This window comes from Rhodococcus sp. IEGM 1381 (assembly GCF_030056795.1).
Taxonomy (GTDB): Bacteria; Actinomycetota; Actinomycetes; order Mycobacteriales; family Mycobacteriaceae; genus Rhodococcoides.
Window position 1 is genome coordinate 1,139,365 of the sequence record NZ_JASHKQ010000001.1, and the last position, 12,271, is coordinate 1,151,635.

Here is a 12,271-nt window from a genome sequence, read left to right on the forward strand (position 1 = left end):
CGCCCCCCTCTGTCTAGTTTTGCATCGCGTCCACACGTGACTCAGGTCTCGATGCGCGCTCTACACACCAGCTGGGGGATACGTGTCGAACTTGAACCGTCGGGCATTTCTGGGGGCAACTGCAGTTGCGGGCCTCGCCGCAGTATCGGGACCCGGCATGGCCCGGGCAACGTCTCGACCGCGCACCCAGGTTTCACTCACCCGCGAGGACCATCGCGTGGTGATCATCGGATCGGGGTTCGGCGGCGGCGTCGCCGCATTGCGCCTGGCCGAAGCAGGGGTGCCGGTACTGGTACTCGAGCGCGGAAGGCGTTGGAACACAGGGCCGAATGCGGACACGTTCCCCAACGCCACGTCACCGGACAAGCGCATGCTCTGGCACGGCTCCAGTCCCAACCTGTTCGGCAAGCCGGTTCCGTTCGATCCGTATGTCGGCCTGCTCGAGGCTGTTTCCGGGGACAACATGACGGCGCTGTGCGCCGCCGGTGTGGGCGGCGGATCCCTGATCTATCAGGGGATGACGCTGCAGCCATCGCAGCCGGTGTTCGAGGAGCATTTTCCGGTCGGGCTCGACTGGCCGACTCTGAACCGCGTGCACTACCCACGCGTGGCGCGAATGTTGCAGCTCGAGCAGGCCCCTGACGAATTGATCGATACGCCCAATTACCAAGCAGCTCGGGTGTTCGCGGCCAATGCGCGGCGAGTGGGCCTGCCGGTATCGAAGATCCCGATGCCGATCGACTGGAACTTCGCTCTCGACGAGACGCGCGGGGTGATGAAGCCGTCGTACACCGACGGCTCCGGGGCATTCGGAGTCAACAACGGCGGCAAGCATTCTGTCGATGTCACCTACATCGCAGCCGCCGAAGCGACGGGTCTGGCCATCGTGGCAACTCAACACGATGTCACCCACATCGAACGTGCCGCGGACGGGCGCTGGGTCGTCCATGTCGACCGAATCGACTCCGAAGGAACGGTTCTGGAGAACAAGATCCTCACCACCGGCGCGCTGATCATGGCCGCCGGAAGCCTCAACACCACCAAGCTGCTCGTTCGTGCCGGAGCGACCGGTGCCATCCCCGATCTGCCGGACGAGCTCGGGCAGGGCTGGGGTACCAACGCAGATCGCATCTACGTGTGGTCGAGCATCGAGCAGCAATTCGGTACACCGCAAGGGGGTCCGGTGGTGTTCGGCAGCCTGAACTGGGACGACCCGACCACGGCGCACACCGTCATCCAGGCGTCGATACCACCGTTGTCGTTCGACGCTCACAGCACGATGCTCGTCGGTTACGGAGTGAGCAGCGGTCGCGGGCATCTGGGATACGACTCGACGGCAGACCAGGTGCGATTGCACTGGCCGGCCAACGGCGACAGCGTCATTCAGGATGGCTCCATCGATCCGACGGTACGTCGCATCGCCGGTTCGGGCAGTCTTCTCACCGATACCAATGCGTTGTTCCCGTCCACGTGGCACGCGTTGGGTGGGGCCAACATGGGTGCGGTATGTGATCTCGACGGTCGCGTCCACGGCCAGCGGGGTCTGTACGTCCTCGACGGGGCGCTCATGCCCGGCACCACCGCAGCGTGCAACCCATCCATGACCATCGCCGCACTGGCCGAACGTGCGTTGGACAACATCGTCGCCGACGACATCGGCTCCTACATCTGATCCCACCAGAAAGAGACCGATGCATCTGTACCGCAACATGATCGGCGTCGCCGTCACCGCCGTGCTCGCGTCCTCGGCGACCGTGCTCGGAGCCTCGGCAGCGCACGCCGATTCCGTGGACGACTTCTATGTCCCTCCAGCCCAGGTGGTCGACGACCCAGGTGCCGTGTTGCGAACGCAGCCGATGTCGCTGTTCGCTGCGCTACCGAGTGTTGACGGGGGCTACCCCGTCCAGGCGCAGCGGGTGCTGTACACGTCACGGACGCAGGACGATACGCCGATGGGAGTGTCGGGCACGTTCACCGAGACCGAGGTGCCCTGGCGTGGAGCCGGCCCTCGGCCGACCGTGGTCGTCGCGCCGGGCACGGTGGGGCAGGCCGATCAGTGCGCGCCCTCGCGTGCGTTCCCGACGTCGATCAACGCTGTGGCGCAACCACTGTCGATCTCGTTCAACCAAGAGCTGCTGTCGTCGACGCTGTGGGGATCGATGGGTGCGAACGTCTTCGTCACCGACTACATCGGTTTGGGAACTCCCGGTGTGCACACCTACGTCAATCGAGTCGAGCAGGCTCATGCGGTTCTCGACGGCGCCCGCGCCGCGAACGAGCTCATCGGTGACGCAGACGCGCCGATCGGTATATGGGGCTACTCCCAGGGCGGTGGAGCGGCGGCCGCGGCGGCCGAACTCGCTTCGGGATACGCGCCGGATCTGAATGTGAAGGGCACCTGGGCCGGAGCGCCCACGGCGGACCTGCTCGAGGTGCTGAAGACCGTCGACGGAACGCTGATCGGAGGAGTGATCGGCTACGCCCTCAACGGTTTCGTCGAGCGTGACCCGAGCTTGCTGTCGCTGATCGACGAACGGCTCACCGATCATGGCAAAGCTGTTTTGAGTGATCTGTCGACGCAGTGCATCGGCGACACCATCCTGAAGTACCCGTTCCTGCGAACCGAATCGCTGACCGCGGACGGCAAGTCGATGCTCGAGAATTTGGGCACCATTCCGCAGGCGGGTCGTATCCTCGAGGCTCAGAGGATCGGTCGCAGTACTCCCAACGCACCGGTGCTGATCACCAGTGGACTCAACGACGACACGGTTCCGTACGGTCAGGCCCGGCAGTTGGCTCAGGATTGGTGTGGGCGGGGTGCCACGGTGGAGTTCCGAACCAATCCGTTGCCGCCGATCCTGCAGGGTGCAGTGTTGCCCAACCACTTCGGGCCGCAGTTGATCGACGGCTACGGCGGCGACGCCGCGGCGTTCCTGATGGACAGGTTCGCCGATGCCCCGATGGCATCATGCTCGGTGGACTGAGCGACCGCAGGCGACACGTCTATGGACAGCAGGTTGGGGATGTCCACGGCTGCAACCGGGCGCGACCACCAGTATCCCTGTCCACGAGCCGAACTCAGCGCCGCCACCGCACGTGCCTGCTCGGCAGTTTCGACACCTTCGACGGTGAAGTCGAGTTTCAGGTCCGTTGCGAGTAGGTGCAACGAGCGAATTATCGCGTCTCCTGCACGCGTGCCGAGCCGTCCGGTGACGGCTCTGTCCACCTTGAAGCCCGAGAGTCTGAACTCCAGGAGCCGTTCCAGACCGGACCATCCGGCACCCAGATCGTCGAGAACGATGCCGAAGCCCGCGTCGCGCAACTCGGCGACGAACCGGATATTGGACGGGTTGGCTGCGAACGAGACCGATTCGGTGATTTCCAGGACTACCGACTTGGGGTCGCATCCGGCGTCGTGGACGGTGGTGATCAATCGGTCCACGCAGTCGTGATGAGCGAAGTGCACGCCGGACAGATTGACATGCAGACGGAGGGAGCTTTCGCTGGGTAGCCAGGTCAACAGGTCGTGTAGGCCTTGGGTGAGCACTGCCAGATCGAGATCGATGATCAGTTCACTGGCCTCGATCCGGTCGAGGAACTTGTCGGGAGTCAGTAGCCCTCGGGTGGGGTGGTTCCACCGCACCAATGCCTCGACAGCGACGACTCGCCCGCTGTCGAGGTCCACGATCGGCTGGTACCAGGGTCTGATGTCCCCGTCCGAGATGGCTGCATCGAATTCGGCTGCACTGGCAGAATCCAGCGGTGAATACGAGCGGTCGCGGTGCGCAGAGAGTTGCTCCTGAACCGACCCGGCCAGCAGCGTCAGCAGGTGTTCGTGCGCCTCGGTCACCGGGTGGGGCTCGGTGTCGAATACGCAGAGTGTGCCGATGACCATGCCTTCTCGCCCCACGATCGGGATTCCGAGGTATGCCACGAGCCCGGCGTCCATAATCATCGCTCGTACCGTGTCGTCCGGCAGGGCGGACGAACCGGGAGTGCCCGCGTCCTCGACGGCGACGATCCTGCCTGCGTCCACGGTGTGCGCGCAGATGGTGTGGGCGCGGGGTATCACCGAGCCGGCACTGGACGGAAACCCGTGTTGCGCCAGCGTGTACTGCGAATCGCTGTCGGCGATGTTGATCATCGAGATGGGGAAACCCAATGCGACCGCGGTGAGCTGTGCGGCCGCGTCCAGAGCCGGTGTGAGAGAGGAAAAGTCCAGATAACGACGAGCGGAGTCACTTTGACGGCGTGCGGTCGACCGAAGCATCGTCGGGCCCCTCTCGATGCTCGTCGAGGACATTCCGGCCGCGCCGCTGCGTCTGCGAGCAGTGTTCTCATCGAACAGTAGCGAGGGGAGGCTCGCGGAGTCGGCCGGAGTGCAAAGATGCGCCGAAATATCGGAATTTTTACGGTGAACTGCGTGGTCGCGAGCCGCAGACATCGTGTATCCGATGGTTGTGCTCCACTCCTGGCCTCGGCTGCGGGGATTCCACGACCGGGGCTCAGGAGTGGAGCACCGTGCTCACACGCGCAGCCGACCCGACTAGCGCAGGCCGGCCGAGAAGCTCTCCCTCTTGGACGCCTCGCGTGCCACCACGTCCTCGGCAGCGACGATGACGACGTCCACATCGGAGCTCTTCACGACAACCACGCCGTCTGCGTCGGCGACGATGACGTCACCGGGAGATACGACGACGCCTCCCAGCGCCACCGGCTCGTTCAGCCGTCCCGGCCCGTTCTTGTACGGCCCGGCCGGAGTGACGCTTCGGGCGAAGACGGGCAGGCCCAACTCGGCCAATGCGTCGGCGTCGCGTACGGCACCGTCGATGACGAAACCTGCAATGCCCAGTGATTTGGCGCGGATCCCGATGAGATCGCCGATGAGGGCGCGGGTGTCGTCGCCCGAGCCGTTGACGACGATGACGTCGCCGGGGCGGGCGTCGTCGAGAGCCTTGTGGATGTAGAGGTTGTCGCCCGATCGAGTCCAGACGGTGTAGGCCCGGCCGGTGACTGCTGCTCCGGCCCAGATGGGTCGCAGTCCGGCGATGATGCCGAAACGCTCCTGGGCATCGCCTACGTTGGCTGCGGGTACCCGAGAGAACCGGTCGATCATGTCGTCGGATACGGCAGTGGCGGAATAGGTTTCGGTACTCATGAGATCAATGCCTTTCAGGTGGCTTATTGCTGGTCGGCGAGCAGTTCGGCGATGATCGGTTCGATCTCGGTTTCGCGCTGTTCCCACAGGGTCGCGACGTCGGCCCCGGAGACCCAATCGGGCTGTGTCGCTGCGCCGGTCAGCTTCTCGGCCACGGTCGGGTCGGCCAGCGCGGTCTCGAGGGCGTTCTGCAGCGTGGTCATCGTCGCGTCCGGGGTGCCTGCGGGGGCGCTGATGGCGAAGTTGTTGGTCATGAACGGGGCGTCGTATCCCTCGCTCGCCAGCGTCGGTACATCGGGGATGAGCTTGTTTTGCTCCTCGGTGAGTACCGAGAGGATGTTCACCTCACCCGATGCGAACTGGCCGTAGAAGCTGGACACTCCGCCGAGGGCGAAGTCGGTTTCACCGGAGACCAGTGCCGAGATCTTGTCTGCACCACTGTTGTAGTGAACGATGTTGAAGTCCAGGCCCAGAGTGTCTTCGAGGGTACGGAGGTTGACGTGGTCGTCGCCGGCGCGGGAGTCGGTGCCCACCGTGATGGTGCCGGGGTTGGCCTTCACCGCATCGAACAGTTCGCCGATGTCTTCGTAGGGGCTGGACTTGTTGACCCCGATCACGATGTCGTTGGACGCGAACGAGCCGATGGGCGAAAAGCTTTCACGATCGAACCCGGCTTTCTTGCTCGGGTCCAGGTATCGCCCGAGGATCGACGGGATATTGGTGAAGCCGATGGTCTCGCCGTCCGGCTTGGAGTTGGCCAGGTAGTTCAGCCCGACGACCTGGCTGCCGCCTTCTTTGTTGACCACCTTGACCGGGACTCCCAGTTCGGCTTCCATGGCCGGGGCCATGATGCGGGCGAGGATGTCGTTGCCTGCGCCTGCGGCCGATGGGACGACCCATTCGACGGTGGCACCGTCGCGTGGGAAAGGCGCACCCGAATCGGTTGTGCCCCCGCTGCATCCGGCAATCAGCGCGGCAGTGGAGATGGCCGCGACGAAGATGGGGATTTTTCTCATGAGACGGGCTCCTTGATGGGGTGGTTCGCGGTGGCGCGGCGGGAGAGGATGCGAGCCAAGACGGGGCGCAGCATTCCGAACAGAACGGCTGCGATGAAGACGAGCAGAAGAACCTTGTTGATGGGGCCTTCGACGAAGACTCCGTAATCACCGCGGGACAGTGACAGTGAGCGTTGGAAGTTCTCCTCCAGCAGTGGTCCGAGGATCAGGGCGAGGACGAGAGGAGTGAGCGGAATCTTGGTGAGGTGGAACAGGTATCCGATGACACCTGCGCCGAGCATGATGAAGATGTCGAAGACGCTGCCGTTGATGCTGTAGACGCCCAGGAACATGAAGGCCAGGATCATCGCCATCAGGTAGTGGAACGGGATCTTCAGTACAGCAATCCACAGCCGAACCAGCGGCACGTTGAGGATCAGCAGGATGATGTTGCCGACGAGGAAGCTGGCGATGATGGTCCAGGCGACCTCGGGGTTGTCGCGGAACAACAGTGGGCCGGGGATCAGACCGTTGATGGTGAAGGCGCTGGCCATGATGGCGACGGTGGCGGAAGTGGGGATACCGAGGGTGAACAGTGGAATCATCGACGACAGTGCGAGCGCGTTGTTGGCCGCTTCCGGTCCGGCGACACCCTCGACGGCACCCTTACCGAATTGCCCGGGACGCTTGGTGAGCTTCTTCTCCATCGCGTAGGAAGCCAATGAAGTTGCGGCACCCGGAGATCCGGGGAGCAGTCCCATGAAGAAGCCGATGACCGAGCCGCGCATCGTGGGGCCTGCGGACCTGGTGATGTCCGTCTTGGTGGGCAGCAGCTTGCCGACGGCGAGTGGTCGTCGGCCGGCACCGCCCGCCGAGCGGGCCTGGATGAGGATCTCGGTCAGGCCGAAGCAGCCCATCACGACGGCCACGAGTGCGACGCCGTCGAACAGTTCCGGCATGCCGAAGGTGAATCGCTGGATGCCTTGGCCGGAGTCGATGCCCACCGACGCGATGGCCAGTCCGAGGCCGACGCTGATGAGCGCCTTGGCGGGGTTGTTGCCCGAGAAGCTGGTAATCAGCGCCATGCCGAGTAGGGCGACGAGAAACAGTTCGGGAGCACCGAATTCGAGTGCGAATCGGCTGAACGGGGCGACGACGACGAATCCGATGACGCCGACCAGTCCGCCGACGAACGATGCGAGTGCGGCGACGACGAGAGCGGGTCCGCCGCGTCCGCTCTTGGCCATTTCGTAGCCGTCGAGTGTGGTGGCGATGGACGACGCCTCACCCGGAATGCGTAGCAGCACAGCGGTGACGGTGCCTCCGAATGCGGCGCCGTACAGGATGGCGGCGAGCATGATCAGTGCCGTGGTGGCGTCGAGTCCGAAGGTGATCGGGATCAGCAGCGACACCGCAGCGGCCGGGCCGAAGCCGGGCAACACACCGACGAGCATGCCCAGCACGCAGCCGAGGAGTGCGAACAGCAGATGCGTCGGAGTGAGGACGTTGACGAAGCCTGCAATCAGATCGGGAAAGCCCATGACTCACAACCCCCAATCGGCGAGCAACGGAATGGAGGAAGCCGGCAGTGCCGTGCCGAGCCAGACGTCGAACACCAGCCGGGTGGCGAATGTGGTCGCCACGGCGACGCCGACGGCGACCAGTGGAGTTCGCTTGCCCACGAACGTCAGTACGACGGCGAGCATCAACGCCATCGACAGGGTGTAGCCGAGGGTGGGGAGAACCAGTGCCGCTCCGGCGATCGCGGCCACGACCACTCCGATTCTGATCCAACCGGCGCGATCGGGCAGCTCGGCCTCGTCGCCGTCCTCCTCGTTGTCACTGGAGAGGAACGCGACGGCTGCCGACGTGGCGGGTTCGAGTTCCGGCTGGGGTGTCGAGGTGCGTGGTGCGCGGATGAGCTGGATCGCCCACATCGCACCGCCGAGGATCATGCCGAGGCCGCCCACCAAGGGCAGGAAACCCGCACCGACGCCGGGGTCGGCGGTGACGCCGTACCCGGTTGCCATGGTGACCGTCGCCAGGCCGACGACGAGGGAGTCGACTGTCGTGCGGTTGGCACAGAAGCTGGGATACAGCGGCTTCCCGGACTTGCGTGCCGATCTCGAACGCGACAACCCCGAACCCGCGACCGCATCGGCTCTGATGCGCAGCGATACCGGTCACGAACTGGCTGTCTTCGCGCGCGACGAGGCCCGTGCACTGGATCGGTTGTCGAGCTTCATTCCGCAAGAACAGCTGGTGGACATGGCGACCTCCATTCATCGGTCGCGGGTGGTCTATCTGTTCTCCAAGGCCGACGAACGCCCTGCCCTGGACATGCTTGCACGACGACTCCGCAGGCTCGGGTTGGTCGTCGTCGAGCTCGGCCTCGGGGGAAAGGATCTCGCCGAGCGGTTCGTCAGCTTCACCGAGGACTCCATCCTTATTGCGTTCGCACTGCGCGAGGCACCGTCTCAGCTGCCGGCGCTGGTTCGTGAAGCGGAACGACGCGGCGGCACGTCGATTCTGATCAGCGATGCGCCGGGATATCACTTCAGGCCGGCGCCGACGCATCTCCTCGTCGCGCAACGGGGAGACGATTCCGAGTACAACACTCTCATCATTCCCATCGCCATTGCGTACGCGCTGCAGTTGGCGATCTTCCACCTCGATCCCGATCGGTACGGGGCGGTGCGCGACGACATCAACGACGTGTCGAGGTTGGTCGGAGGAACCGACGAAATTCCTTTGCGCTGATGGCTTCTCGTGATTCCATTGCTCTGACCGTTCAGGCGACGACGGCGCAGGCCGGGTGGGTCGGTGTGCGGTTGATGATCGGCTATCGGGCGATCGCCGAGGGTGCCGACACTCGGACGCTTGCGGTGATCGCGGCACTGTTCGCTGCGCCCGCAGTATTGGCGGCCCTGCCGATCGGGCGCATCGCCGACAGGTTCGGCGGGCCGGTGGTGATCGTGTCGGGAATCGTGTTGTGCTCGATCGCAACCGGAGTACTCGTTGCGTTTTCGGCAATGTGGTCGTTGCTCGTGTGTACGGCCGCGTTCGGTCTGGGCAATCTGCTCATCATGATCGGGCAGCAGGCGTTCGTCGCACACGTCCACGTCGACGGCAAGAACGAAAGTGCTTTCGGCGCACTGACTGCCGCCGCGTCGATGGGCCAGTTGGTCGGGCCGCTCGCCGTGACGGCCGTCGCGTCGAGATTCGGCGGCGCGAGCGTCGAGAGTCCCAACACGACGGTAGGCATCCTCACTGCCGGGGCCTTCACCGCGGTAGCGCTCCCCACTGCCCTTTTCTTGATGCTCGGCCGCAACCACATTCGCGCACAGAAACCCGGCGAGGGGGAAGCGTCGGGGCTGAAATTGCTGAAGCTGCCGGGCATGTGGCAGTCGTTGACGGTCAGTGGTGCCGTGCTGGTGACGGTCGATCTGCTCTATGCCTTCGTGCCGGCGTGGGCCGTCGAGCGTGGGGTATCGGTGACGACGGTGGGCTGGCTGCTGGCGTTGCGTGCCGGGGTGTCGGTGGTCAGCCGAGTGGGGCTGGGCAGACTCGACGCGAAATTCGGTCGCACTGTGCTGCTCGATGTTTCGCTGGCGGCGGGCGCGATCGCTCTCGCCGTGCTGCCGTTCGTGCAGGCCGTGGGAGCAATAGGAGTCATGATCGCACTCGGAATCGCGTTGGGTATTCCCCAACCATTGACCATGTCGTGGGTGGTGTCGATCGTCCCGAAATCGACGCAGGGCGAGGCGTTGGGATTGCGGATGTCGGCCAACAGATCTGCGCAGATCCTCATCCCGCTGACGGTCGGTGCACTCGCCGGGCCCTTCGGGGTAACGGGCATTCTGCTCGGGAATGCCCTGGTGCTCGGGGGGTCGATCGTCGCGGCCTCCCACCCGCGGAGTCGAGGCTGAGCAACCCTCACATCTCGGGTTCCGGCCAGATGTGGAGCTCGAGATGTATCCGGGGTTCCTCGTCCGGGGCCGTGTAGCTATCGAACCATTGATCACGCCCACGGACATAGACTCGGATGCGGTAGTTGCCTACCGGTAGCGTGAACGGTGCGATGATCTCGCCGGTCGATCCATCCAGGAACATCTCGGGGTCCTCGCAGGAAAAGGTGCACTCCTGCATTTCTTCCCATGCCGCGCGCTCGGTGTTGGTCATCGGGGGCGCGAACGGTTCAATTCTTACCCTGGTGTGGACTTTGCCTCGTCCTCCCGCATCTATTACCGCCAGACCCGGCCCACCCGTCACGAGATTGGGCGGTTGTGGGAAGCGTTCAGTAGGAACGCCCTCCTGTTGTTGACAGAGTCAGGATCAAGGCTCCGGCCATCAAGTCCACATCCACGTCGATCACGTCGCTCATGTTCAGAACGTTACGGCTGCCGTCGGTCGCCGGTTTGAGGCAGTGTTCGTGCGAACGATGCGGACCTCGGGCTCAACGGAGACGAGACAACTCCTGGGTGACTTCAACGCCGCAGGTATGACGCAGACTCAAGCGCCGCGAGTCAGCATCTTGACGTGCGGTATTCCCGCTTCCAGGTACTGCTCTCCCACTCGAACGAATCCGAAGCGCCCGTACCAGTTTTCGAGGTGCGCCTGCGCGGAGATCTCGACCACCCCGGGGTATGCCGTCAGCGCTGCCTCGACAAGTTCGCCTGCATAGCCGCGTCCACGACCCGCAGCCGCGGTCGCGACGCGGCCTATGTGGACCGTGTCGTCGACGAGGACGCGAAGGGTGGCCAACACCTCTCCGTTCTCGTCCTGGATCCAGAACAACTCCGTCGTCGGAAGTAGGTCCACGCCATCGAGTTCCGCCTCGTCGACGATCTTCTGTTCGTGTACGAATACTTCGACCCGAAGCGCCATGATGCGGTACAGAGTGCTCGGGTCTACGCCTGCAAGCGGAGCATGGTGAAGATTCGACACGGAGGTCCATTCTTGGAGGGGTCATCGCCGAGCTCGCGCGCTCAGGGACAGCACAATCCTCGCATGTCAGAGTGTGAATACACGGATTCGAATCACTCAGTGTTGCGGGTTGTGTTCCTCTCGCAATATGCGTCCCTGCTCGACGGCCTGCGCATCTTTCTCGTCGTTCTTGTCCGAGACGCGGGTGTCGCGCGGCGGTAGTTGCAGTCGCTTCTCGGCGACGATTCCGGCTTGGAGTTGACGGCCACGTTCGAGTTCGGAATCCAGTTCGGCTCCGAACAGCAAGGCCAAGTTGGTGATCCACAGCCAGAGCAGGAACACGATGGCCCCGGCGAGGGAGCCGTAGGTCTTGTTGTAGCTCGAGAAGTTCGCGACGTAGAAGCCGAAGGCGACGGTGGCCAGAATCCATACAAAGATGCCGACGGCTGCACCGGTACTGATCCATCTGAACTTGGGCTGCTGCACATTCGGAGTCGCGTAGTACAGAAGCGCTACGGCGAGCACCACCACGATCAGGACCAACGGCCAGCGAGCAATGTTCCAGATCGTCAGTGCGGTGTCGCCGAGGCCGACGGCGTCGCCCACAGCTTTCGCCACGGGGCCGCTGATCGCGAGCATCACCGCGGCCAGAGCGATGAGGGTGAGAGCGATAAGCGTGACCAGGAGCATCACGGGACGCAGCTTCCAGATGGGCCTGCCCTCGTCCACCTCGTACATGCGATTCATCGCGCGGCCGAAAGCGCCGACATAGCCGGACGCAGACCACAGCGCACCGGCGATACCGATGACCAACGCAAAGCCCGCGGTGGGTGCCTGCACGAGTTGTTCGATCGGTTCGCGCAGGTTGTCGACCGCCGATTGGGGTCCGAGGTCGCCGACGATCTGCAGTACGCCGTCGACTGTCGCCTGTCCCTGCCCGAACACACCCAACAACGAGACGATGGCCAGAATCGCCGGGAACAACGACAGCACGGCGTAGTAGGTCAGCGCGGCCGCAAGATCGGTGCACTGATCTCGAGAGAATTCACGAGCCGTCTTCTTCAGGACGTAGATCCACGAGGGTTTGGTCAGATCGGCAGGTGAATCTGCCTTGCGCGGATCATCGGGGTCGGCTTCAGTGGGCGCTGGATCGGTTGCTTGGTCGGCCATTGTGAGCGCATACCCGGGCAGT

The 12,271-nt window shown here is 63.9% G+C and carries 12 protein-coding genes; 4 read left to right on the forward strand and 8 right to left on the reverse strand.

What is annotated here, in order from left to right; genetic code table 11:
- Positions 1-82: 82 nt before the first annotated feature.
- The gene (locus QM797_RS05440; RefSeq protein WP_283274137.1) at positions 83-1,672 is read left to right on the forward strand and encodes a GMC oxidoreductase; all 1,590 of its coding nucleotides are present in this window, start codon (positions 83-85) and stop codon (positions 1,670-1,672) included.
- Between the two features lie 19 nt (positions 1,673-1,691).
- The gene (locus QM797_RS05445) at positions 1,692-2,984 is read left to right on the forward strand and encodes a lipase family protein (protein ID WP_283274138.1); all 1,293 of its coding nucleotides are present in this window, start codon (positions 1,692-1,694) and stop codon (positions 2,982-2,984) included.
- On the opposite strand, the gene QM797_RS05450 is transcribed toward QM797_RS05445, so the two are convergent.
- The 5 genes from QM797_RS05450 to QM797_RS05470 all read right to left on the reverse strand — a co-directional run bounded on the left by QM797_RS05450 (position 2,909) and on the right by QM797_RS05470 (position 8,291).
- Positions 2,909-4,270: a sensor domain-containing phosphodiesterase gene (locus QM797_RS05450; protein ID WP_283274139.1), complete on the reverse strand. Its 1,362-nt coding sequence runs from the start codon at positions 4,268-4,270 to the stop codon at positions 2,909-2,911. The two genes, QM797_RS05445 and QM797_RS05450, sit on opposite strands and share 76 nt — an antisense overlap.
- Before the next feature lie 276 nt (positions 4,271-4,546).
- Positions 4,547-5,158, reverse strand: coding sequence for an RraA family protein (locus tag QM797_RS05455; protein WP_283274140.1), 612 nt, complete (start codon positions 5,156-5,158; stop codon positions 4,547-4,549).
- A gap of 23 nt (positions 5,159-5,181) precedes the next feature.
- Positions 5,182-6,174 carry a Bug family tripartite tricarboxylate transporter substrate binding protein gene (locus QM797_RS05460; RefSeq protein WP_283274141.1) on the reverse strand — a complete coding sequence of 331 codons (993 nt, stop codon included), beginning with the start codon at positions 6,172-6,174 and terminating at the stop codon, positions 5,182-5,184.
- Positions 6,171-7,694 (reverse strand): tripartite tricarboxylate transporter permease, encoded by a 1,524-nt coding sequence (locus tag QM797_RS05465; protein WP_283274143.1) that lies wholly within the window; start codon positions 7,692-7,694, stop codon positions 6,171-6,173. The genes QM797_RS05460 and QM797_RS05465 overlap by 4 nt, the downstream gene beginning before the upstream one ends.
- Before the next feature lie 3 nt (positions 7,695-7,697).
- Entirely contained in the window at positions 7,698-8,291 is a 594-nt protein-coding gene (locus QM797_RS05470) for a tripartite tricarboxylate transporter TctB family protein (RefSeq protein ID WP_283274144.1), read from the reverse strand.
- Between QM797_RS05470 and QM797_RS05475 the strand changes: the two genes are divergently transcribed.
- Together QM797_RS05475 and QM797_RS05480 are read left to right on the forward strand one after the other, a co-directional pair.
- Positions 8,182-8,913, forward strand: a complete 732-nt coding sequence (locus QM797_RS05475) for a MurR/RpiR family transcriptional regulator (protein ID WP_283274145.1) — start codon at positions 8,182-8,184, stop codon at positions 8,911-8,913. The two genes, QM797_RS05470 and QM797_RS05475, sit on opposite strands and share 110 nt — an antisense overlap.
- Positions 8,913-10,082 (forward strand): MFS transporter, encoded by a 1,170-nt coding sequence (locus QM797_RS05480; RefSeq protein ID WP_283274146.1) that lies wholly within the window; start codon positions 8,913-8,915, stop codon positions 10,080-10,082. Before QM797_RS05475 ends, QM797_RS05480 begins: the two co-directional genes overlap by 1 nt.
- A 7-nt stretch (positions 10,083-10,089) precedes the next feature.
- Here QM797_RS05480 and QM797_RS05485 read toward each other — a convergent pair whose 3' ends face one another.
- The 3 genes from QM797_RS05485 to QM797_RS05495 all read right to left on the reverse strand — a co-directional run bounded on the left by QM797_RS05485 (position 10,090) and on the right by QM797_RS05495 (position 12,249).
- Entirely contained in the window at positions 10,090-10,335 is a 246-nt protein-coding gene (locus QM797_RS05485) for a hypothetical protein (RefSeq protein ID WP_283274147.1), read from the reverse strand.
- A gap of 330 nt (positions 10,336-10,665) precedes the next feature.
- Positions 10,666-11,100, reverse strand: coding sequence for a GNAT family N-acetyltransferase (locus QM797_RS05490; protein WP_283274149.1), 435 nt, complete (start codon positions 11,098-11,100; stop codon positions 10,666-10,668).
- Between the two features lie 96 nt (positions 11,101-11,196).
- Positions 11,197-12,249 carry a YihY/virulence factor BrkB family protein gene (locus QM797_RS05495; protein WP_283274150.1) on the reverse strand — a complete coding sequence of 351 codons (1,053 nt, stop codon included), beginning with the start codon at positions 12,247-12,249 and terminating at the stop codon, positions 11,197-11,199.
- Between the last annotated feature and the right edge of the window lie 22 nt (positions 12,250-12,271).